Genomic DNA, 21259 nt, shown 5'->3' on the forward strand with positions numbered 1-21259 from the left:
ATTAACGGTCCTTACGCCACGCATCCGCCGTCAATGCCTCGCCAAAATGACCGGCAATCAGTCGTTTAGTGAGGTCGTGCAGCGGAGAGGCGAGCACATCCGCAGTACTACCTCGCTCGACAACCTCGCCCTGATGCATCACCAGTACCTGGTCGCTAATGTGCTTCATCATCCCAATATGCTGGGTAACATAAATATACGAAATGCCCTGTTTTTCCTGTAACTCCAGCATCAGATTAATCAACTGCGAACGCATCGACATATCCAGTGAGGCGAGGGCTTCATCGGCAATAATGACTTTTGGGCGCAATATCAGCGCGCGCGCCAGCCCCAGACGCTGTTTTTGCCCGGGTGCCAACATATGCGGATAGTAACTGACGTGATCCGGTAGCAGCCCAACCATCCGCATCGTTTCAATAATCTGTTTCCGACGCTGTTCAGGTTCCAGATCGGTGTTCAAGCGCAGTGGAAAATCAAGAATCTGCGAGATACGTTGACGGGGATTCAACGAGGTCGAAGGATCCTGAAAAATCATGCGAATACGCTGACTACGGAAGGAATAATCGCCAAAATGCAGCGGATGATCGTCAATCAATAACTCGCCGCTGGTCGGTTCTATCATTCCCGCCAGCATTTTCGCCAGCGTGGATTTACCAGAACCATTCTCGCCAATGATCGCCAGTGTCTGGCCTTCACGTAGCGTAAAGCTCAAAGGTTTTACCGCTTCTACGGTCTGACGACGAAACCAGCCGGTCCGGTAACGGAACGTTTTACTTAAATTACGCACTTCAAGCAGCGTTTCGATCATCTCACTCTTTCTCCATGTTCAGCGGGAAGTGACAGGCATAGAGATGATTTTTCGCCCCCGTCAAACGTGGCGTCACAATGCATTCTCGTTGTGCATACGGGCAACGCGGCCCCAGACGACACCCAATCGGTAACTGTTCCAGCAGTGGGATAGCGCCGGGCAGCGTATTGAGGCGACTTTTATGCGGCATCGCGCTGCCGAAGTCTGGTATCGCGCGGATCAGCGCCTGGGTATAAGGATGATGTGGCATTGTCACCAACTCCTTACTTGGCGCGGTTTCCACCGTTTGACCGCAGTAAAGCACGTTAATTTTATCCGCCCATTGGCTAAGCATTTGTAAGTCATGGCTGATAAGCAAAATAGTGGTATTGCTGTTCTGGTTGAGACGCGTCAACAGGCGAAAAATTTGCGCCTGGGTTGTTGGCTCCATTGAGTTGGTCGGTTCGTCAGCAATCAGCAGACGCGGTTGATTCGCCAGTGCAATGGCTATCATCACTTTCTGACATTCACCTTCTGTCAACTCATAGGGAAAACTGCGCATCGCATCTTTGTGATCTTTAATCCCCACGCGGTGCAACAGTTCAATAGCGCGACGTTTGCGCCAACCAAAACGCTGCCACCAACGGCCTTTATAGGTCCAGGCTGGGATGTTTTGCATCAACTGGCGACCCACACGTTCTGAAGGGTCAAGACACGACTGCGGTTCCTGGAAAATCATCGACACGTTGTGACCAACCAGCTTGCGCCGTTCGCGTGCGGAGAGACGCAGCAAATCGATATCATCAAAACGCATACGGTCAGCAGTAACACGCCAGTTATCTTTATTCACCCCACAAATTGCTTTTGCAATCAAACTTTTGCCGGAACCGGATTCGCCAACAAGACCGCGGATTTCACCTTCGGTTAAGGTCATACTTACGCGGTCGACGGCTTTAACCCACTCATCACCGGTTTTAAATTCAATGGTCAGGTTACGAATATCGAGTAATGGCATTATTCCACCCCCGCAATAATTGCACGACGAACACCGTCGCCAAGGAGGTTAACCAACAGCACGCTAATCATAATTGCCGCACCTGGCAGCATGACAGTCCACGGGGCGACATAAATCAGTTCCAGCGCATCACCGAGCATCGCTCCCCATTCAGGCGAGGGGAGTTGTGCGCCGAGATCGAGAAAGCCCAGCGCGGCGATATCGAGAATTGCCATCGAAAGTGCGCGGGTGATCTCGGTGACCAGCCCGGCGGTGATGTTTGGCATCACAGCAAACCAGAGAATATTCAGCGTTGATGCGCCATCCAGACGGGCGGCGATAACGTACTCTTTTTCCAGTTCGTCATGCACCATGCTGTAAATCGAACGTACCATACGAGGCAGCAGCGCCAGCCAGACGGCAAACATGGCGTGCGACAAACTCGGTCCGGCAAACGCTACAACGATAATTGCCAGCAGCAGAGAAGGGATCGCCAGTAAGGTATCCAGAATATGGTTTAGTACTGCTGAGCGTAGACCGTGCGTCGACCCGGCAAAGGTGCCAAGTACCAGGCCACAGATTGTCGCTGCAAGCGTCACCACAAATGCCCCCCCCACGGTTGGTGCAGCTCCACTCAGTAAACGACTTAAAACATCGCGTCCGAGGTCGTCAGTCCCCAGGAAGAAAGAAACTTCGCCATAGCGTGACCATGAAGGCGGCAATAATTGATAGCCGAGAAATTGCTGATCGATGCCGTAAGGCGCAAACCAGCCGCCAAAAATACACAGTACAGCCAGTCCCGCGCAGCCGTACAGACCGACCATCGCAGAGGCATCACTATAAAATTTGCGCCAGGCGGTACGCAGCGTGCCCGGCGGGCGCTTTTCGCTGTATACGCTATCGTAAGGCATACCATTCCTTATGTTTCAGAGGGTTAGCCATGGCACCCAAAATATCAGAAATCACGTTAACAATAATGACCAGTGAGCCACACACCATCACTCCGGCGGAAATGGCCGCGTAATCTTGCTGGCGGATGGCGTTAATTAACCAGCGCCCTAAACCCGGCCAGCTAAAGACCATTTCGGTGATCATTGCCAGCGTCAGCATGGTGGAAAACTGTAAGCCCAGGCGAGGAATAACCGGAGGTAACGCGTTATGCAGAACGTGGCGACGCAAAATAGTAAAGCGTGACAAACCGCGGGTCGCCGCCGCTTTTACATAATTCTGGTCATACACTTCGATAGTGCTGATACGCATTAGTCGGATCACTTCAGTTGTTGGCGCAACCGACAGGGTGATCACGGGCAATACCATATGACGGATTGCGCTAATGATCATTTCATCCCGCCACGGTGAGTCCGAAAGCCAGGCATCAATCAACGCAAAACCGGTAATCGGTTTCACTTCGTAGAGCAGATCGAAACGCCCTGAAACGGGCAACCAACCTAGCGTGAGTGAACAAAACAGCGTCAACAGAAGCGCCAGCCAGAACACCGGGATTGAAAAGCCCAGTAAGGCGATGGCGTTGATCAAGTTATCCTGCCACTTATGGCGCGTAATCCCGGCAATCATTCCTACGGGGATGCCAACAATCAGCGCAAAACCGAAGGCGAGGATGCACAGTTCCATCGTCGCCGGGAAGACCTCTTTTAACTGTTCGGCAATCGGTTGACCGTTAATGCTGGAAACACCAAAATCCCAGTGGATCAGGCCGTTAAACCAGAACACCCAGGCATTCCACAGTGACGCGCCTTGTAACGGCGCATGTGGGGTGAAATAGCTCAAGCTAAAGCCAACGAACGTCAGCAGGAACAAGGTGACAATCAATAACAAAATGCGGCGTAAGGTGAAGATAATCATGGTTTTTTCACCTCATCCAGTTTCTCGCGATACACCCCAGCAAAGGAGGCGTTACCAAACGGGCTAAGTACCAGACCTTTGATATCGTACCGATAGGCCTGCAAGCGCAATGACGAGGCCAGCGGCAAAATGGGCAATTCCTGCGCCAGAATACTTTGCGCTTCGTCATAGGCTTCAATACGCGCCGCCAGCTGCTGCGAGGAGAGCGCCTTACGCAACACGCTGTCGAATTTCGGATCGCACCAGTGGGCGAGGTTGGTCTGGGAATGTATTGCTGCGCAGCTCAGTAGCGGACGAAAGAAACTGTCCGGATCGTTACTGTCTGTCGCCCAACCGGATAACGTCAGATCATGGCTCATATCCATCAACCGCGCCTCCTGAAAACGACCTTCTACCGGCACAATCACCACTTTTACGCCAACCTGCGCCATATCCGCCTGAATTAGTTCGGCGGTTTTCAGTGGGCTGGGGTTCCACGCCTGCGAACGTGTGGGCACCCAAAGTTTCAGCGTTAAGTTTTCCAGCCCTAACGCCTTCAACTGTTCGCGCGATTTCGCCGGATTGTATTCAGTAATTTTAGCCTCGTTGTCATAGGCCCACGAGGCGCGCGGTAAAATAGAGGCCGCCGTTTCAGCCGTACCATAATAGATGGATTGCATCAGGCGCTGGTTATTGATCGCCAGAGCCAGCGCATGGCGCACGGCGGCATTATTAAGCGGCGGTTTGGCTGTGTTAAATGCCAGATAGGCGACATTCATCCCCGGACGCAGCGTTAAACGCAAGCGCGGATCGTCACGCAAAATAGATAGCTGGCTGGCAGCAGGCCAGGCCAGAACGTCGCATTCACCTGTCAGAAGTTTCGAAAGACGTCCGGTGCCGCCGGAGCCTAAATCCACCACCACCTGCGGCATTAACGGTTTGCCGCGCCAGAAGTCATCATGACGTTGTAGGCGAATAAATTGCCCGGCGCGGTATTCCGATAACTGATACGGTCCAGTGCCGACCGGCTGACGGTCGAGTTGTTCCTGGCGATCTTCTTTCTCTAACTTCTGGGCATATTCTGCCGACATGACCGATGCATAATGGGTCGCCAGGTGCCACAAAAAAGAAGCATCTGGCTGGGCGAGTCGGAACTCAACGGTATGATTATCCAGTTTGCGAACGCTTTTAACGTTATCGGCAAATTGCAGGCTGTCGAAGTAGGGAAAGTTGCTGCCGTTGACGTTGTGCCACGGGTTGTTACGGTCAAAAATTCGCTGGAAGGTAAACACCACATCGTCGGCATTCATTTTACGAGTGGGAGTAAACCAGTCGGTTTTTTGAAACGGAACATCGCGACGCAGGTGGAAGCGATAGGTCGCGCCGTTGTCGAGCACTTCCCAGCTTTCGGCAAGTTCCGGCATCAGGCGATAGGTATAGGGATCGACATCCAGGAGTCGATCATAAAACTGGGCGGCAAGGGTATCGACAATTAACCCACTGCTCGCTTTGGATGGGTTAAAGGTGTTGACTTGCCCGCTGACGCAATAGACAAAACCGCTGTCGCGGATATCAGCATGCGGGGGGGATTCAGGCGCGGCGATTGCCTGACCACTCACAAGTCCAGCAATCACCAAAAGAGACGATAATACCTGGCGCATAATATTAAGAGATTTTATGTAAAGAGGCTATCTTACTAATATTTAATGACATTTGCCATTACCGTTTGTGTTCAGGGGTCGTAATGAGGGCCGTGTGGTTGGTCGTTGTTCAGGTGGTTTCGCCATCTGTTCAACATTCGTACCCGTGATTTCTCTATAACTATAACTCACAGAACAACTTAGCGAGGAGCAGAGCGGTACGATCGTGAGAAACCCATTAAAGCACGCTGCAGTGCGTGTCATTTTTAGCCGGATGCGGCGTGAACGCTTTATCCGGGCAACGATACTGACCGAGCGTCTGCAATGAAATAATTACTCATTACCCCATTGATTCAAAAACTCTGCGATCTCATCAATGCGTACGGGATTAATCCCCGCTTCAGCAGCCATTTCATGTTGGGCTTCTTCGCTGATCTCTTCATTGTTCATCAAACGGGTGAGCAGTAACTGGAAGTAGTGGGCCAGCGGTGTGCGTTCAGCGTCTGCGACAGGCTCTGCGCATTCGGTCGCGTACTCATCGGCAATATCAAAATATTTTAGCGGGATATCGTGGTTCATTATTTGCCCCTGGGGTTAATGCGCTAAGCATAAGGGCGGATGATAGCACTCGTGATCCGGGTCATACATCTTTTTATAGTTAATGGCGCGGCGCATTACCCTCAGGCAGGATAATGCGCCGCGCATCCGACTATTACGTTTCGCTCACCGGCGTTCTGTCACCATCATACAACGGCACTTTGCGATAGCGGCGGATCAGATACCACAAATATGCGCCGCCTAATGAAGCCCATACCAGACCGAGTGTCAGTGACGTTGACTCGAGGTTAACCCACAGCACACCCACCGTCAGCGCGCCAACCAGCGGCATCAGCAAATAGTGGAAGTGCTCCTTCCAGCTTTTATTCATTCCTTTACGCCGCCAGAAATGATTAAACACCGACAGATTCACAAAGGTAAACGCCACCAGAGCACCGAAGTTAATCAATGCTGTCGCGGTGACTAAATCAAAGAACAGCGCTGACAACGCGACAATCCCGACCATAATGACATTCAGTGCCGGAGTCCGCCATTTCGGATGCACATAGCCAAACACGCGTTCCGGAAACACATTGTCGCGCCCCATCACATACAGCAGACGCGACACGCTGGCATGTGACGCCAGGCCAGACGCTAACGTGTTCACAAACGTCGTGCAGAGGAAAATCGACTGGAACAACTTGCCGCCAACGTACAGTGCGATTTCCGGCAGTGCGGCGTCCGGATCTTTAAAGCGGCTGATATCCGGGAAGAACAGCTGCATAAAGAACGACGCCGCGATAAAGATAACGCCGCCGTATACCGCCGTCAGGAAGATGGCTTTCGGGATCACGCGTGCGGCGTCCGGCGTCTCTTCCGAAAGCGTGGTCACCGCATCGAAACCGAGGAACGAGAAACAGACAATCGTCGCCCCGGTAATAATCGGGATCAGGTGCGCGTTCTCGCTGATAAACGGCTGAAGTGACCAGACGGTGCCAACGCCTTCTCCTTTATGCAGCCCCTGAACCACCAGGAAGATAAACACCAACATGATGGAAATCTGCACCAGCACAAACAGGGTATTGAAGTTAGCGACCAGGTTGACACTCTTCAGATTCGCGGCGGTTAAAATGGCGACGAAGGTTACCACCCACACCCACGGCGGCACTTCCGGGAAGAGGGCGGAGAGATAGATTTTCGCCAACAAAACGTTGATCATCGGCAAAAAGAGATAATCCAGCAGCGATGACCAGCCGACCATAAATCCGACGTGCGGGTTAATCGACTTTTGCGCGTAGGTATAGGCCGAACCGGCCTCCGGAAACTGGCGAACCAGTTTGCCGTAGCTGATCGCGGTAAACAGCACACCCGCCAGCGCCAGCAAATAGGACGCCGGAACGTGACCGTCGCTAATGCCGGAAACAATGCCAAAGGTATCGAACACAGTCATCGGCGTGAGATAGGCCAGACCCATCATCACCACCTGCCACAATTTCAGTGATTTTCGCAGACGGGTTTTGCCGGGTTGCGCAGCAATATTCAGTGGTGAATTAATAGCCATAATTGCTGCCTCCCCTGCGTAATAAGGTTTGCGGTCGTATCGACCTGAAATCAAACCTGTTTAGCAAGGGAAGCAAAGGGGGCGGAGTCCAGTCAGTCGCAGGAGGGGCGCATACGCAGCCTCCCTCGCCATGCGGGGATTTAATCATCGGCATCATCTCATTTCCTCGTCACAGTCTTAATCGTTAACGGAAGCCCGTTGCCGCCTGCGCTCCATAACGCGACATCCGGGAAATGTCTGGATTACCAGCAAATGTCAGGCCTGGCTCCGCTCAGGCCGCTGAAACAACCCCGCAAGGGGTATTACGCGTTTTTCAACATCCACTCAATTTCTGTTTCTGTGATGAGGCGCTCAAACTGCAACAGCTCATCATTTTTACAGGCGTGATAGACATGGCAGAAGCGTTCGCCTAAATAGCGGCGCAGGTGATCATTCTCGATAAACTCACCCAGGGCATCGCTCTGGCGAATCGGGAAGGGTAAGCCTTCCTGTTCCAGCCCGTTGCCTTCGACTTCTTCCTGTAATGGCAGTTCGTTATCAAGGCCATGCAAAATACCAGCAAAAATCGCTGCCATCACCAAATACGGGTTGGCATCGGCACCCGCCACGCGATATTCCACGCGGTGATTATGGCGATCGCCGCAGGGAATACGCAGGGCGACGGTGCGGTTGTTATGGCCCCACGACGCCTGCGTCGGTACATACATCCCCGGCTGGAAGCGGCGATACGAGTTCACGTTTGGTGCCAGCAACGCCATTGATGACGGCATCAGGTCAATCATCCCGGCGAGCATCTTTTTCAGCAGCGGCGAATCTTCGCCTTCCGCGTCAGAAAGCACGTTCTCGCCACGATTATTTTGCATACTGATATGGATATGCATCCCGCTGCCCGCGTGCTCTTCATACGGCTTCGCCATAAAAGTGGCGTGCATCTTATGCTTTTCTGCCATCAGACGCACCAGGCGTTTTAGTGCCAGCGCATCATCGCAAGCTTCCAGCACGTTATCGGTATGGTAAAGATTGATTTCAAACTGACCTGGCGAGGCCTCGGCGACCGCGCCATCTGCCGGAATCAGCTGTAAATGCGCCAGCTCATCAATATCATTGAGCACGTCGGCGAAGTGGTTGAGGTTATCAACGGAGTAAACCTGACTTTGTGTATTGCGGTCATCGGTGCCGGGCGCGCAGGGCGGTTGCAGATACCCTTCAGCGTCGCGCTGGCGATCCAGTAAATAGAACTCCAGCTCTACCGCTACAACCGGGAACAATCCGCGCTGGCGCAGCTGCTGCCACAGGCGGTTAAGAACGTTCCGCGGCTCAACGTCAAAGGGAGCGCCATCTTCATCGACCATGGTCAGGAGCATCTGACCGATAAACTCTGGATCTGCAGCAGATGGGGTTAAGGAACCGAGAACAGGAACACAGGTACGATCCGGCTCGCCCATTTCCTGACCCAGACCCGCTTCTTCTACTACGTTGCCCAGAATATCCATTGCAAACACCGAGGCCGGGAAATAACACCCTTTCTCGAGCTTCTTCAGGCTTGAAACAGGAATACGTTTCCCACGAAAACAACCATTCAGATCGGTAAGTAAAACATCAACATATTGCGTATTCGGGTAGCGCTCCAGGTAGCGTTTCACTTCCTGCGTAAAGGCGCTACCCCGCCTCTCTTCTGACTGCTGAACAAAGTTCTCTACTTCAACGATATTGGTTTCCATGATTCTTCGCCTTTGGTTTGTTTTCCGCTCGTTATCAAAGCGTAAAATATAATGACCACCATTCGAATCTGTATGCAAACTAAATGTTTGTCAAATGTTAAATTGAGTTTGCAAAAATGAAAACCCGCTGCTAGATTGAAAAAATATTGAACATAAAGGTCATTTAAAGCGCAGTAATGGCGATAATTTAGTCCACTTTGTGAGATTGAGCATGGAAAATATAATGAACAATCCGGTTATCGGTGTCGTAATGTGCAGGAACAGGCTTAAGGGTCATGCGACCCAGACTCTGCAAGAAAAGTACCTGAATGCCATCATCCACGCAGGCGGCTTGCCAATTGCGCTGCCACATGCGCTGGCGGAACCGTCATTACTTGAACAACTTTTGCCGAAACTCGATGGTATTTATCTTCCTGGTAGTCCCAGCAATGTGCAGCTGCACCTATATGGTGAAAACGGCGATGAGCCTGACGCCGATCCCGGGCGTGATCTTCTGAGCATGGCGTTAATTAATGCCGCACTCGAAAGGCGCATCCCCATTTTCGCCATCTGCCGGGGTTTACAGGAACTGGTGGTGGCAACCGGTGGTTCGTTGCATCGCAAGCTGTGCGAACAGCCTGAATTGCTGGAACATCGGGAAGATCCCGAACTGCCGGTGGAACAGCAATATGCACCGTCGCATGAAGTTCAGGTTGAAGAGGGGGGATTGCTGTCTGCACTGTTACCTGAATGTAGCAACTTTTGGGTAAACTCTCTGCATGGACAAGGGGCGAAGGTCGTTAGCCCACGGTTGCGTGTTGAAGCTCGCTCGCCGGATGGCTTAGTTGAGGCGGTTAGCGTCATCAATCATCCTTTTGCGCTGGGCGTACAGTGGCACCCGGAATGGAACAGTAGCGAGTACGCGCTTTCGCGTATATTGTTCGAGGGCTTTATCACCGCTTGTCAGCACCATATCGCTGAAAAACAGCGACTCTGACCACTACAGTTTAAGGAAATGCAAATATGAGTGATGAGGGACTGGCGCCAGGAAAACGCTTGTCGGAAATCCGCCAGCAGCAGGGGCTTTCACAACGTCGTGCCGCCGAACTCTCCGGGCTGACTCATAGTGCTATCAGTACGATAGAACAAGATAAAGTCAGCCCTGCCATCAGTACGCTGCAAAAGCTGCTGAAGGTGTATGGTCTGTCACTCTCGGAATTCTTTTCCGAGCCGGAAAAACCTGATGAGCCACAGGTCGTCATTAATCAGGACGACTTAATTGAGATGGGCAGTCAGGGTGTGTCAATGAAGCTGGTTCATAACGGTAACCCGAATCGCACGCTGGCGATGATCTTTGAAACTTACCAGCCGGGTACAACCACTGGGGAAAGAATTAAGCATCAGGGTGAGGAAATAGGCACTGTACTGGAAGGTGAAATTGTTCTGACGATTAATGGTCAGGATTACCACCTCGTCGCGGGGCAAAGTTATGCCATTAATACCGGCATCCCGCACAGTTTCAGTAATACGTCGGCAGGTATTTGCCGAATTATCAGCGCCCATACGCCCACCACGTTTTAATCTTTTTGTTCTGTAAGCCGGGTAAGCGCAATGCGCCCGGCAATCCATAAAGAATGTCGCCAGAAATAAACGGGCATACGGCCCGGGGATCTCTGCGCCCTGACGTTCACAAACTGCATATATCTGATACACGTGAAACAGGAGTCATAATGAATTTTCATCATCTGGCTTACTGGCAGGATAAAGCGTTAAGTCTCGCCATTGAAACCCGCTTATTTATTAACGGTGAATATACTGCTGCGGCGGAAAATGGAACTTTTGAAACCGTTGATCCGGTCACCCAGGCACCGCTGGCGAAAATTGCCCGCGGCAAGAGCGTCGATATCGACCGTGCGGTGAGCGCAGCACGCGGCGTATTTGAACGCGGCGACTGGTCGCAGGCTGCCCCGGCAAAACGTAAAGCGGTGCTGAATAAACTCGCTGATTTAATGGAAGCCCACGCCGAAGAGCTGGCGCTGCTGGAAACCCTCGATACCGGCAAACCGATTCGTCACAGCCTGCGTGATGATATTCCCGGCGCGGCGCGCGCCATTCGCTGGTACGCCGAAGCAATCGACAAAGTGTATGGCGAAGTGGCGACCACCAGTAGCAATGACCTGGCGATGATCGTGCGTGAACCGGTGGGCGTGATTGCTGCCATTGTACCGTGGAACTTCCCGTTGCTGCTGACCTGCTGGAAACTCGGCCCGGCGCTGGCGGCGGGAAACAGCGTGATTCTAAAACCGTCTGAAAAATCACCGCTCAGTGCGATTCGTCTCGCCGGGCTGGCGAAAGAGGCGGGTCTGCCGGATGGCGTGTTGAACGTGGTGACGGGTTTTGGTCATGAAGCGGGGCAGGCGCTGTCGCGTCATAACGATATCGATGCCATCGCCTTTACCGGTTCGACCCGTACCGGGAAACAGCTGCTGAAAGATGCAGGCGACAGCAACATGAAACGCGTCTGGCTGGAAGCGGGCGGCAAAAGCGCCAACATCGTTTTCGCCGAATGTCCGGATTTACAACAGGCAGCAAGCGCCACCGCAGCAGGCATCTTCTACAACCAGGGGCAGGTGTGTATCGCCGGAACGCGCCTGTTGCTGGAAGAGAGCATCGCCGATGAGTTCTTAGCCCTGTTAAAACAGCAGGCGCAAAACTGGCAGCCGGGGCATCCGCTTGATCCCGCAACCACTATGGGCACCTTAATCGACTGCGCCCACGCCGACTCGGTCCATAGCTTTATTCGGGAAGGCGAAAGCAAAGGGCAACTGCTGCTGGATGGCCGTAACGCCGAGCTGGCTGCGGCCATCGGCCCGACCATCTTTGTGGATGTAGACCCGAATGCGTCCTTAAGCCGCGAAGAGATTTTCGGTCCGGTGCTGGTGGTCACGCGTTTCACATCAGAAGAACAGGCGCTACAGCTTGCCAACGACAGCCAGTACGGACTTGGCGCGGCGGTATGGACACGCGACCTCTCCCGCGCGCACCGCATGAGTCGCCGCCTGAAAGCCGGTTCCGTCTTCGTCAATAACTACAACGACGGTGATATGACCGTGCCGTTTGGCGGCTATAAGCAGAGCGGCAACGGTCGCGACAAATCCCTGCACGCCCTTGAAAAATTCACCGAACTGAAAACCATCTGGATAAGCCTGGAGGCCTGAAATGACCGAACATACCAGCAGTTATTACGCCGCCAGTGCGAATAAATACGCGCCATTCGACACGCTGAATGAGTCGATTTCCTGCGACGTTTGCGTGGTCGGCGGCGGCTATACCGGGCTTTCCTCCGCGCTGCATCTGGCGGAAGCGGGCTTTGACGTGGTGGTTCTTGAAGCCTCACGCATCGGCTTCGGCGCAAGCGGACGCAACGGCGGGCAGCTTGTGAACTCCTACAGCCGCGACATCGACGTTATCGAAAAAAGCTACGGCATGGATACCGCCCGTATGCTCGGCAGCATGATGTTCGAGGGTGGCGAGATCATCCGCGAACGTATCAAACGTTATCAGATTGACTGCGACTATCGCCCCGGCGGCCTGTTTGTGGCGATGAATGATAAACAACTCGCCACACTCGAAGAGCAGAAAGAGAACTGGGAACGCTACGGTAACAAACAGCTTGAATTGCTGGACGCCAACGCCATTCGCCGCGAAGTCGCCAGCGATCGCTACACGGGTGCGCTGCTGGATCACAGCGGTGGACATATTCACCCGCTGAACCTCGCCATTGGTGAAGCCGACGCCATCCGTCTTAACGGTGGACGCGTGTATGAGCTTTCTGCGGTGACGCAGATCCAGCACACCACGCCAGCCGTTGTGCGCACGGCCAATGGTCAGGTGACGGCGAAGTATGTGATTGTCGCCGGGAATGCGTATCTGGGCGATAAAGTGGAGCCGGAGCTGGCGAAACGCAGCATGCCGTGCGGCACGCAGGTGATCACCACTGAACCACTGTCGGATGATTTGGCCCGTTCGCTGATCCCGAAAAACTACTGCGTGGAAGACTGTAATTACCTGCTCGATTACTACCGTCTTACCGCGGATAACCGCCTGCTGTACGGCGGCGGCGTGGTGTACGGCGCGCGTGACCCGGATGATGTTGAGCGTCTTGTGGTGCCGAAACTGCTGAAAACCTTCCCGCAGTTGAAGGGCGTGAAAATTGATTACCGCTGGACGGGCAACTTCCTGCTGACCTTGTCGCGCATGCCGCAGTTCGGTCGCCTTGATACCAACATCTATTACATGCAGGGTTACAGCGGCCACGGCGTCACCTGTACCCATCTTGCCGGGCGTTTGATTGCTGAACTGCTGCGCGGTGACGCCGAACGCTTCGACGCCTTCGCCAATCTGCCGCATTACCCGTTCCCCGGCGGGCGCACGCTGCGCGTGCCATTTACCGCGATGGGCGCGGCTTATTACAGCCTGCGCGATCGTCTGGGCGTTTAATTTCCGATTAACAGTGAAGAGTCAAAAGGTGTGAAACATGAGCAACAATGAATTCCATCAGCGTCGTCTTTCTGCTACCCCACGCGGGGTTGGCGTGATGTGTAACTTCTTCGCCCAGTCGGCAGAAAACGCCACGCTGAAGGATGTAGAGGGCAACGAATATATCGATTTCGCCGCAGGCATTGCGGTGCTGAATACCGGGCATCGCCACCCTGATCTGGTCGCGGCGGTGGAGCAGCAATTGCAACAGTTTACCCACACGGCGTATCAGATTGTGCCGTACGAAAGCTACGTCACCCTGGCGGAGAAAATCAACGCCCTTGCCCCGGTGAGCGGGCAGGCTAAAACCGCGTTCTTCACCACCGGTGCGGAAGCGGTGGAGAACGCGGTGAAAATCGCCCGCGCCCATACCGGACGCCCTGGCGTGATTGCGTTTAGCGGCGGCTTCCACGGTCGTACATATATGACCATGGCGCTGACCGGAAAGGTCGCGCCGTACAAAATCGGCTTCGGCCCGTTCCCCGGTTCGGTGTATCACGTACCTTATCCGTCAGATTTACATGGCGTTTCAACGCAGGACTCCCTCGATGCCATCGAACGCTTGTTTAAATCGGACATTGAAGCGAAGCAGGTGGCGGCGATTATTTTCGAACCGGTGCAGGGCGAAGGCGGTTTCAACGTTGCGCCAAAAGAGCTGGTTGCCGCCATTCGCCGCCTGTGCGACGAGCACGGTATTGTGATGATTGCCGATGAAGTGCAAAGCGGCTTTGCGCGTACCGGTAAACTGTTTGCCATGGATCACTACGCCGATAAGCCGGACTTAATGACGATGGCGAAAAGCCTCGCGGGCGGGATGCCGCTTTCGGGCGTGGTCGGTAACGCGAATATTATGGACGCGCCCGCGCCGGGCGGGCTTGGTGGTACCTACGCCGGGAACCCGCTGGCGGTGGCTGCCGCGCACGCGGTGCTCAACATTATCGACAAAGAATCACTCTGTGAACGCGCTAATCAACTGGGCCAGCGTCTGACAAATACGTTGATTGATGCCAAAGAAAGCGTTCCGGCCATCGCGGCGGTACGCGGTCTGGGGTCGATGATTGCGGCAGAGTTTAACGATCCGCAAACGGGCGAGCCGTCAGCGGCGATTGCACAGAAAATCCAGCAACGCGCGCTGGCGCAGGGGCTGCTCCTGCTGACCTGTGGCGCATACGGCAACGTGATTCGCTTCCTGTATCCGCTGACCATCCCGGATGCGCAATTCGATGCGGCAATGAAAATATTGCAGGATGCGCTGAGCGATTAATAGCCCAACGCAATAATGTCTGATGCGCTGCGCTTATCAGGCCTGCAAACGACGTATTCATTATGTATGCCGGATAAGGCGTTCACGCCGCATCCGGCAAGTTGTATTGCCCAACTTCGCTAAATCTGGTGCTTTTTCAACAACGCGCGGAACTGATGATAGGTTAACCCCAGTAATTCAGCCGCGCGCTTCTGGTTATATTTCCCTTGTTGCAAACTGAGTTGCAGCAACTCTTTTTCCTGCTGCATCTGAAACTCACGTAAATCCAGCGGCAGCGTTGGAAGCGAGGTGGTTTCTGAAACGGCGATAGCGTCTTCAGGCGGACGCCGTTTAAAGGGATCAATAATAATGTCATCAAGCGGATAATCGCTGGTGCCGTGGCGATACACCGAACGTTCCACCACGTTTTTCAATTCACGAATATTTCCTGGCCAGCGATAATTCAGCAATGTTTCTCTGGCGCGCTCCGTAAAACCCGGGAACAGAGGCAGCTTGATTTCCCGACACATCTGAATGGCAAAGTGTTCTGCCATCAGCATAATGTCGCTTTCGCGCTCGCGCAGGGGCGGCAGTTGCACTACATCGAAAGCCAGCCGGTCGAGCAGGTCAGCGCGAAAAGTACCTTCATTGACCATCGCCGGGAGATCGGCATTCGTCGCGCATACCAACCGCACATTCACCTGCAATGGCTGGCTGCCGCCAACGCGCTCCAGTTCACCGTACTCAATCACGCGCAATAATTTCTCCTGTACCATCATCGGTGCCGTAGCGAGTTCATCAAGAAATAGCGTACCGCCGTCGGCACGTTCAAATCTCCCTGGATGACGTTTTTGCGCACCGGTAAACGCGCCCGCTTCGTGACCAAACAGTTCGGAATCCAGCAGATTTTCATTTAACGCCGCGCAGTTAAGGGAAATAAACGGCCCCTGCCAACGGGAGGAGAGATAATGCAGACGGCTGGCAATCAGCTCTTTACCTGTGCCGCGCTCGCCGATGATGAGCACCGGTTTGTCCAGCGGTGCGAGATGCGAAACCTGTTCCAGCACTTCGAGAAAGCTGTTCGCCTCACCGAGTAAATTATCTTTGTATTCTGCCATGATGAAATTCGCCACTTGTTAGTGTAATTCGCTAACTCATCCTGGCATGTTGCTGTTGATTCTTCAATCAGATCTTTATAAATCAAAAAGATAAAAAATTGGCACGCAAATTGTATTAATAGTTCAGCAGGACAATCCTGAACGCAGAAATCAAGAGGACAACATTATGGGTATTTTTTCTCGCTTTGCCGACATCGTAAATGCCAACATCAACGCTCTATTAGAGAAAGCGGAAGATCCACAGAAACTGGTGCGTCTGATGATCCAGGAGATGGAAGATACACTGGTTGAAGTGCGTTCTACTTCGGCGCGTGCGCTGGCAGAAAAGAAACAGCTGACTCGCCGTATTGAACAAGCGTCGGCGCGTGAAGTTGAATGGCAGGAAAAAGCCGAACTGGCGCTGCTGAAAGAGAGAGAAGATCTGGCGCGTGCGGCGTTAATTGAAAAACAGAAACTGACCGATCTGATTAAGAGCCTGGAGCATGAAGTGACGCTGGTGGACGATACGCTGGTGCGTATGAAGAAAGAGATCGGCGAGCTGGAAAACAAATTGAGTGAAACACGCGCTCGCCAGCAGGCATTGATGTTACGCCATCAGGCGGCAAACTCGTCGCGCGATGTGCGTCGTCAGCTGGACAGTGGCAAACTGGATGAAGCAATGGCTCGTTTCGAATCTTTCGAACGTCGAATTGACCAGATGGAAGCGGAAGCAGAAAGCCACAGCTTCGGTAAACAAAAATCGCTGGACGATCAGTTTGCCGAACTGAAAGCCGATGATGCAATCAGCGAGCAACTGGCACAATTAAAAGCCAAAATGAAGCAAGACAATCAATAATAACATCCAGGCGGCGTCCGAACGCGCCGCCGCTCATCGTCTAAGGAGTCCTTATGAGCGCGCTATTTCTGGCTATTCCGTTAACCATTTTTGTGCTGTTTGTTTTACCGATCTGGTTATGGCTGCATTACAGCAATCGTTCCGGTCGCGGTGAATTGTCGCAAAGTGAGCAGCAACGATTAGCGCAACTGGCTGATGAAGCAAAACGGATGCGCGAACGTATTCAGGCACTGGAATCCATTCTTGATGCAGAACATCCGAACTGGAGGGATCGCTAATGGCGGGTATTAATCTCAATAAAAAATTATGGCGTATTCCACAGCAGGGCATGGTACGTGGCGTCTGCGCCGGGATTGCCAACTATTTTGATGTACCGGTAAAACTGGTACGTATCCTGGTGGTGCTGTCGATTTTCTTCGGCCTGGCGCTGTTTACCCTGGTTGCTTACATCATTTTGTCATTTGCGCTTGATCCAATGCCGGACAACATGGCCTTTGGTGAGCAGCTACCTTCCAGCAGCGAATTGCTGGATGATGTCGACCGTGAACTGGCGGCAAGTGAAACGCGTTTACGCGAGATGGAACGTTATGTCACTTCCGATACTTTCACGTTACGTAGCCGTTTCCGTCAACTGTGAGGAAAGTTATGAATACTCGCTGGCAACAGGCCGGGCAAAAGGTGAAGCCTGGTTTCAAATTAGCAGGCAAGCTGGTACTTCTTACCGCACTGCGCTATGGCCCGGCAGGTGTAGCTGGCTGGGCGATAAAATCAGTTGCTCGCCGACCGCTGAAAATGTTGCTGGCCGTGGCGCTGGAACCGCTGTTAAGTCGGGCTGCCAATAAACTGGCGCAGCGTTATAAAAGGTGAGGGGAGTTTCGCAAAAATTGTTAAAGCTAAGGCGTATTATGGATGGCAATTTTCATCCATAGAAGGACGCTTACATGTTTAAAAAAGGCTTACTTGCTCTGACACTGGTGTTTTCACTGCCCGTTTTCGCCGCTGAACACTGGATCGATGTTCGTGTTCCAGAGCAGTATCAGCAAGAGCACGTTCAGGGAGCCATCAATATTCCCCTGAAGGAAGTGAAAGAGCGCATTGCCACCGCCGTTCCGGATAAAAACGACACCGTGAAAGTGTATTGCAATGCCGGACGCCAGTCAGGGCAGGCAAAAGAGATCCTTAGCGAGATGGGATATACCCACGTTGAGAACGCTGGCGGCCTGAAAGACATCGCAATGCCGAAGGTCAAAGGTTAAAAGAATCCACCCTAAGCGGCGCTTATGCGCCGTTTACTTTTTCTGTCACACCTTATTTACATCCCCATAGATTATTTGCGTCAGTTCACAAATACGCTTTTTCCCTGGTAAAAAATGATTTCCTGCGTGACTAAAACCCTTGTGCTCAATTGACAGTTTATTTTCTGCGGAGTAGTCTCTCGGCTCATGGGACCGCTACCACGGAAAGGCAACATGAAACAGAAAATTACGGATTACCTGGACGAAATCTACGGTGGAACATTTACCGCGACTCATTTACAGAAACTTGTAACGCGTCTTGAGAGTGCGAAAAGATTAATTACACAGCGACGTAAAAAACACTGGGATGAAAGTGATGTCGTGTTAATTACCTATGCCGATCAATTTCACAGTAATGATTTAAAACCACTACCCACATTTAATCAGTTTTACCATCACTGGCTGCAAAGCATTTTTTCACATGTTCATTTATTGCCGTTTTATCCATGGTCATCTGATGATGGCTTTTCGGTAATTGATTATCATCAGGTCGCCAGTGAAGCGGGGGAGTGGCAGGATATTCAGCAACTCGGTGAATGCAGTCATTTAATGTTTGATTTTGTCTGCAACCACATGTCGGCTAAAAGTGAATGGTTTAAAAACTATTTACAACAAAAGCCAGGCTTTGAAGACTTTTTCATTGCTGTTGACCCGCAAACCGATCTTAGCGCCGTCACTCGCCCACGCGCGTTACCCTTATTAACGCCGTTTAAAATGCACGATAATTCAACGCGCCATTTATGGACGACCTTTAGCGACGATCAAATTGACCTCAATTATCGCAGCCCAGATGTATTACTGGCGATGGTAGATGTGCTGATGTGTTACCTGGAAAAAGGCGCAGAGTATGTCCGTCTGGATGCCGTTGGCTTTATGTGGAAAGAGCCGGGAACGAGTTGCATCCACCTGGATAAAACACATCAAATTATCAAACTGTTACGCGCCATTACTGACAGCGTCGCGCCGGGGACGGTCATCATTACTGAGACCAATGTCCCGCATAAAGACAACATTGCTTACTTTGGCAACGGCGATGACGAAGCGCATATGGTGTACCAGTTCTCACTGCCGCCGCTGGTGTTACATGCGGTGCAAAAACAGAACGTCCAGGCGCTGTGCCAGTGGGCGCAAAGTCTGACGTTGCCTTCCAGCAAAACCACCTGGTTTAACTTCCTCGCGTCTCATGATGGTATTGGACTTAACCCACTGCGAGGCTTGTTGCCTGAAAGCGAGATATTAGCGCTAGTCGAGGCGTTACAGCAGGAAGGGGCATTAGTAAACTGGAAAAATAATCCCGATGGTACGCGCAGTCCGTATGAAATGAATGTGACCTACATGGACGCATTGAGCCATCGCGATTGCAGTGACGAAGAACGCTGTGCCCGGTTTATTCTTGCTCATGCCATATTGTTAACCTTTCCCGGTGTGCCTGCTGTCTATATTCAAAGTATTCTGGGTTCACGTAATGATTACGCTGGTGTCGAAAAGCTGGGATATAACCGTGCGATTAACCGTAAGAAATATCGTAGTGAAGAGATAGCCAGTGAACTGAACGATGAAACGACACTCAGGCACGCAGTATATCATCAGTTGTCGCATTTAATTACGCTTCGTCGCCGGCATAAAGAATTTCATCCGGATAATAGTTTTACCATCGATACGGTTAATTCATCTGTAATGCGTATTCGAAGAAGCACTGCAACTGGTGATTGTCTGACGGGGTTGTTTAATGTCAGTGAAAATATTCAGCATATAAATATTACTGACCTGCACGGTCGGGATCTGATTAGTGAAGTTGATATAGTGGATAATGAAATAACGCTGCGCCCCTGGCAGGTTATGTGGATTAAATAAAAAGGAACATCTCATGATTAAATCAAAAATCGTGCTGTTATCAGCACTGGTTTCCTGCGCCCTGATTTCAGGTTGTAAAGAAGAAAATAAAACGAATGTTTCCATCGAGTTTATGCATTCTTCGGTGGAACAGGAACGCCAGGCGGTAATTAGTCAGTTAATTGCGCGTTTTGAAAAAGAAAACCCAGGCATCACTGTTAAACAAGTGCCGGTGGAAGAAGATGCCTATAACACCAAAGTCATCACCCTTTCCCGTAGCGGCTCGCTGCCGGAAGTGATCGAAACCAGCCATGACTACGCGAAAGTGATGGACAAAGAACAGCTTATCGATCGCAAAGCGGTTGCTACGGTCATCAGTAATGTCGGTGAAGGCGCGTTTTATGACGGCGTTCTGCGGATTGTGCGCACCGAAGATGGTAGCGCCTGGACCGGTGTTCCTGTCAGCGCATGGATTGGCGGTATCTGGTATCGCAAAGATGTGCTGGCAAAAGCCGGGCTGGATGAGCCGAAAAACTGGCAACAGTTGCTGGATGTCGCACAGAAACTGAACGATCCGGCGAATAAAAAATACGGTATTGCACTGCCGACGGCAGAAAGCGTACTGACGGAACAATCGTTCTCTCAGTTTGCGTTATCCAATCAGGCCAACGTTTTTAACGCCGAAGGCAAAATCACCCTTGATACGCCGGAGATGATGCAGGCGCTGACCTATTACCGCGACCTTGCTGCCAACACCATGCCGGGTTCTAACGACATTATGGAAGTGAAAGACGCCTTTATGAACGGCACCGCGCCGATGGCGATTTACTCCACCTATATCCTTCCGGCTGTGATTAAAGAAGGTGACCCGAAAAATGTCGGTTTCGTGGTGCCAACCGAGAAAAACTCGGCGGTCTACGGCATGTTGACCTCGCTGACCATTACCGCCGGGCAAAAGAGCGAAGAGACGGAAGCGGCAGAAAAATTTGTCACCTTTATGGAGCAGGCGGACAACATTGCCGACTGGGTGATGATGTCGCCAGGCGCGGCGCTGCCGGTGAACAAAGCGGTTGTGACGACTGCCACCTGGAAAGATAACGACGTGATTAAGGCGCTGGGAGACTTGCCGAATCAGTTGATTAGCGAACTGCCAAACATTCAGGTCTTTGGTGCGGTAGGGGACAAAAACTTTACCCGCATGGGCGATGTGACGGGGTCTGGTGTGGTGAGTTCAATGGTGCATAACGTCACCGTGGGGAAAGCCGATCTCTCAACCACGCTGCAAGCGAGCCAGAAAAAGCTGGATGAACTGATCGAACAGCACTAATCCCAGGA

At 52.1% G+C, this 21259-nt stretch carries 22 protein-coding genes; 12 read left to right on the forward strand and 10 right to left on the reverse strand.

Going from position 1 to position 21259, the window contains the following annotated elements:
* Position 1 precedes the first annotated feature (1 nt).
* The 9 genes from sapF to puuA all read right to left on the reverse strand — a co-directional run bounded on the left by sapF (position 2) and on the right by puuA (position 9082).
* Positions 2–808, reverse strand: a complete 807-nt coding sequence (sapF, locus tag QUF14_RS08005; protein ID WP_000573406.1) for a peptide ABC transporter ATP-binding protein SapF — start codon at positions 806–808, stop codon at positions 2–4.
* A 1-nt stretch (position 809) separates the two neighbouring features.
* Positions 810–1802, reverse strand: coding sequence for a peptide ABC transporter ATP-binding protein SapD (gene sapD / locus QUF14_RS08010; RefSeq protein ID WP_001128858.1), 993 nt, complete (start codon positions 1800–1802; stop codon positions 810–812).
* Entirely contained in the window at positions 1802–2692 is an 891-nt protein-coding gene (gene sapC / locus QUF14_RS08015; protein ID WP_001146166.1) for a peptide ABC transporter permease SapC, read from the reverse strand. Before sapC ends, sapD begins: the two co-directional genes overlap by 1 nt.
* Complete coding sequence (gene sapB, locus QUF14_RS08020) at positions 2679–3644, reverse strand: putrescine export ABC transporter permease SapB (protein WP_000583271.1); 966 nt, start codon at positions 3642–3644, stop codon at positions 2679–2681. Before sapB ends, sapC begins: the two co-directional genes overlap by 14 nt.
* Positions 3641–5284: an ABC transporter substrate-binding protein SapA gene (sapA, locus tag QUF14_RS08025; protein WP_001250205.1), complete on the reverse strand. Its 1644-nt coding sequence runs from the start codon at positions 5282–5284 to the stop codon at positions 3641–3643. The genes sapB and sapA overlap by 4 nt, the downstream gene beginning before the upstream one ends.
* Before the next feature lie 312 nt (positions 5285–5596).
* The gene (locus QUF14_RS08030; RefSeq protein WP_001015099.1) at positions 5597–5842 is read right to left on the reverse strand and encodes a YmjA family protein; all 246 of its coding nucleotides are present in this window, start codon (positions 5840–5842) and stop codon (positions 5597–5599) included.
* 133 nt (positions 5843–5975) lie between these two features.
* Positions 5976–7361 (reverse strand): putrescine/proton symporter PuuP, encoded by a 1386-nt coding sequence (gene puuP, locus QUF14_RS08035; RefSeq protein WP_001355256.1) that lies wholly within the window; start codon positions 7359–7361, stop codon positions 5976–5978.
* A complete protein-coding gene (locus QUF14_RS08040) occupies positions 7351–7515 on the reverse strand; it encodes a YmjE family protein (RefSeq protein WP_123058307.1) in 165 nt (54 codons plus the stop codon). The genes puuP and QUF14_RS08040 overlap by 11 nt, the downstream gene beginning before the upstream one ends.
* Positions 7516–7663: 148 nt before the next feature.
* Positions 7664–9082 carry a glutamate-putrescine ligase gene (gene puuA, locus QUF14_RS08045; RefSeq protein ID WP_024212194.1) on the reverse strand — a complete coding sequence of 473 codons (1419 nt, stop codon included), beginning with the start codon at positions 9080–9082 and terminating at the stop codon, positions 7664–7666.
* A gap of 211 nt (positions 9083–9293) precedes the next feature.
* Here puuA and puuD point away from each other — a divergent pair, with 211 nt between their 5' ends.
* From puuD to puuE, 5 genes are all read left to right on the forward strand, one after another.
* On the forward strand, positions 9294–10058 hold the full coding sequence (gene puuD, locus QUF14_RS08050; RefSeq protein WP_100733958.1) for a gamma-glutamyl-gamma-aminobutyrate hydrolase: 765 nt from the start codon (positions 9294–9296) through the stop codon (positions 10056–10058).
* A gap of 26 nt (positions 10059–10084) precedes the next feature.
* Positions 10085–10642 (forward strand): HTH-type transcriptional regulator PuuR, encoded by a 558-nt coding sequence (puuR, locus tag QUF14_RS08055; protein ID WP_001278727.1) that lies wholly within the window; start codon positions 10085–10087, stop codon positions 10640–10642.
* 149 nt (positions 10643–10791) lie between these two features.
* A complete protein-coding gene (gene puuC, locus QUF14_RS08060; protein ID WP_001009166.1) occupies positions 10792–12279 on the forward strand; it encodes an aldehyde dehydrogenase PuuC in 1488 nt (495 codons plus the stop codon).
* A gap of 1 nt (position 12280) precedes the next feature.
* The gene (gene puuB, locus QUF14_RS08065; RefSeq protein WP_088542049.1) at positions 12281–13561 is read left to right on the forward strand and encodes a gamma-glutamylputrescine oxidase; all 1281 of its coding nucleotides are present in this window, start codon (positions 12281–12283) and stop codon (positions 13559–13561) included.
* A gap of 37 nt (positions 13562–13598) precedes the next feature.
* Positions 13599–14864 carry a 4-aminobutyrate transaminase gene (gene puuE / locus QUF14_RS08070; RefSeq protein WP_000069238.1) on the forward strand — a complete coding sequence of 422 codons (1266 nt, stop codon included), beginning with the start codon at positions 13599–13601 and terminating at the stop codon, positions 14862–14864.
* 119 nt (positions 14865–14983) lie between these two features.
* Here the strand turns inward: puuE and pspF are convergent, their stop codons facing one another.
* Positions 14984–15961: a phage shock protein operon transcriptional activator gene (gene pspF / locus QUF14_RS08075; protein ID WP_000852835.1), complete on the reverse strand. Its 978-nt coding sequence runs from the start codon at positions 15959–15961 to the stop codon at positions 14984–14986.
* A gap of 166 nt (positions 15962–16127) precedes the next feature.
* Here pspF and pspA point away from each other — a divergent pair, with 166 nt between their 5' ends.
* The 7 genes from pspA to QUF14_RS08110 all read left to right on the forward strand — a co-directional run bounded on the left by pspA (position 16128) and on the right by QUF14_RS08110 (position 21251).
* On the forward strand, positions 16128–16796 hold the full coding sequence (pspA, locus tag QUF14_RS08080; RefSeq protein ID WP_000511033.1) for a phage shock protein PspA: 669 nt from the start codon (positions 16128–16130) through the stop codon (positions 16794–16796).
* A gap of 53 nt (positions 16797–16849) precedes the next feature.
* Complete coding sequence (pspB, locus tag QUF14_RS08085; protein ID WP_001274958.1) at positions 16850–17074, forward strand: envelope stress response membrane protein PspB; 225 nt, start codon at positions 16850–16852, stop codon at positions 17072–17074.
* The gene (pspC, locus tag QUF14_RS08090; protein ID WP_000907386.1) at positions 17074–17433 is read left to right on the forward strand and encodes an envelope stress response membrane protein PspC; all 360 of its coding nucleotides are present in this window, start codon (positions 17074–17076) and stop codon (positions 17431–17433) included. The genes pspB and pspC overlap by 1 nt, the downstream gene beginning before the upstream one ends.
* 8 nt (positions 17434–17441) lie before the next feature.
* Entirely contained in the window at positions 17442–17663 is a 222-nt protein-coding gene (gene pspD / locus QUF14_RS08095) for a phage shock protein PspD (RefSeq protein WP_001295585.1), read from the forward strand.
* Between the two features lie 74 nt (positions 17664–17737).
* Complete coding sequence (pspE, locus tag QUF14_RS08100; RefSeq protein WP_000473128.1) at positions 17738–18052, forward strand: thiosulfate sulfurtransferase PspE; 315 nt, start codon at positions 17738–17740, stop codon at positions 18050–18052.
* 213 nt (positions 18053–18265) lie between these two features.
* Positions 18266–19945 (forward strand): sugar phosphorylase, encoded by a 1680-nt coding sequence (locus QUF14_RS08105; protein WP_100733959.1) that lies wholly within the window; start codon positions 18266–18268, stop codon positions 19943–19945.
* A gap of 13 nt (positions 19946–19958) precedes the next feature.
* Complete coding sequence (locus tag QUF14_RS08110; RefSeq protein ID WP_000597475.1) at positions 19959–21251, forward strand: ABC transporter substrate-binding protein; 1293 nt, start codon at positions 19959–19961, stop codon at positions 21249–21251.
* Positions 21252–21259 lie beyond the last annotated feature (8 nt).

This window comes from Escherichia sp. HH091_1A, from assembly GCF_030295175.1.
GTDB classification, from domain to species: domain Bacteria; phylum Pseudomonadota; class Gammaproteobacteria; order Enterobacterales; family Enterobacteriaceae; genus Escherichia; species Escherichia coli_F.

What these genes read in the sequence shown, in the direction of transcription:
- puuE (WP_000069238.1), top strand. Translation starts at nt 13,599, where the DNA reads ATGAGCAACAATGAATTCCATCAGCGTCGTCTTTCTGCTACCCCACGC.
- pspD (WP_001295585.1), top strand. Translation starts at nt 17,442, where the DNA reads ATGAATACTCGCTGGCAACAGGCCGGGCAAAAGGTGAAGCCTGGTTTC.
- puuR (WP_001278727.1), top strand. Translation starts at nt 10,085, where the DNA reads ATGAGTGATGAGGGACTGGCGCCAGGAAAACGCTTGTCGGAAATCCGC.
- sapB (WP_000583271.1), bottom strand. Translation starts at nt 3,644, where the DNA reads ATGATTATCTTCACCTTACGCCGCATTTTGTTATTGATTGTCACCTTG.
- QUF14_RS08030 (WP_001015099.1), bottom strand. Translation starts at nt 5,842, where the DNA reads ATGAACCACGATATCCCGCTAAAATATTTTGATATTGCCGATGAGTAC.
- pspC (WP_000907386.1), top strand. Translation starts at nt 17,074, where the DNA reads ATGGCGGGTATTAATCTCAATAAAAAATTATGGCGTATTCCACAGCAG.
- puuA (WP_024212194.1), bottom strand. Translation starts at nt 9,082, where the DNA reads ATGGAAACCAATATCGTTGAAGTAGAGAACTTTGTTCAGCAGTCAGAA.
- sapD (WP_001128858.1), bottom strand. Translation starts at nt 1,802, where the DNA reads ATGCCATTACTCGATATTCGTAACCTGACCATTGAATTTAAAACCGGT.
- QUF14_RS08105 (WP_100733959.1), top strand. Translation starts at nt 18,266, where the DNA reads ATGAAACAGAAAATTACGGATTACCTGGACGAAATCTACGGTGGAACA.
- pspF (WP_000852835.1), bottom strand. Translation starts at nt 15,961, where the DNA reads ATGGCAGAATACAAAGATAATTTACTCGGTGAGGCGAACAGCTTTCTC.
- puuD (WP_100733958.1), top strand. Translation starts at nt 9,294, where the DNA reads ATGGAAAATATAATGAACAATCCGGTTATCGGTGTCGTAATGTGCAGG.
- sapF (WP_000573406.1), bottom strand. Translation starts at nt 808, where the DNA reads ATGATCGAAACGCTGCTTGAAGTGCGTAATTTAAGTAAAACGTTCCGT.
- pspE (WP_000473128.1), top strand. Translation starts at nt 17,738, where the DNA reads ATGTTTAAAAAAGGCTTACTTGCTCTGACACTGGTGTTTTCACTGCCC.
- QUF14_RS08040 (WP_123058307.1), bottom strand. Translation starts at nt 7,515, where the DNA reads ATGCCGATGATTAAATCCCCGCATGGCGAGGGAGGCTGCGTATGCGCC.
- QUF14_RS08110 (WP_000597475.1), top strand. Translation starts at nt 19,959, where the DNA reads ATGATTAAATCAAAAATCGTGCTGTTATCAGCACTGGTTTCCTGCGCC.
- puuB (WP_088542049.1), top strand. Translation starts at nt 12,281, where the DNA reads ATGACCGAACATACCAGCAGTTATTACGCCGCCAGTGCGAATAAATAC.
- sapA (WP_001250205.1), bottom strand. Translation starts at nt 5,284, where the DNA reads ATGCGCCAGGTATTATCGTCTCTTTTGGTGATTGCTGGACTTGTGAGT.
- sapC (WP_001146166.1), bottom strand. Translation starts at nt 2,692, where the DNA reads ATGCCTTACGATAGCGTATACAGCGAAAAGCGCCCGCCGGGCACGCTG.
- puuP (WP_001355256.1), bottom strand. Translation starts at nt 7,361, where the DNA reads ATGGCTATTAATTCACCACTGAATATTGCTGCGCAACCCGGCAAAACC.
- pspB (WP_001274958.1), top strand. Translation starts at nt 16,850, where the DNA reads ATGAGCGCGCTATTTCTGGCTATTCCGTTAACCATTTTTGTGCTGTTT.
- pspA (WP_000511033.1), top strand. Translation starts at nt 16,128, where the DNA reads ATGGGTATTTTTTCTCGCTTTGCCGACATCGTAAATGCCAACATCAAC.
- puuC (WP_001009166.1), top strand. Translation starts at nt 10,792, where the DNA reads ATGAATTTTCATCATCTGGCTTACTGGCAGGATAAAGCGTTAAGTCTC.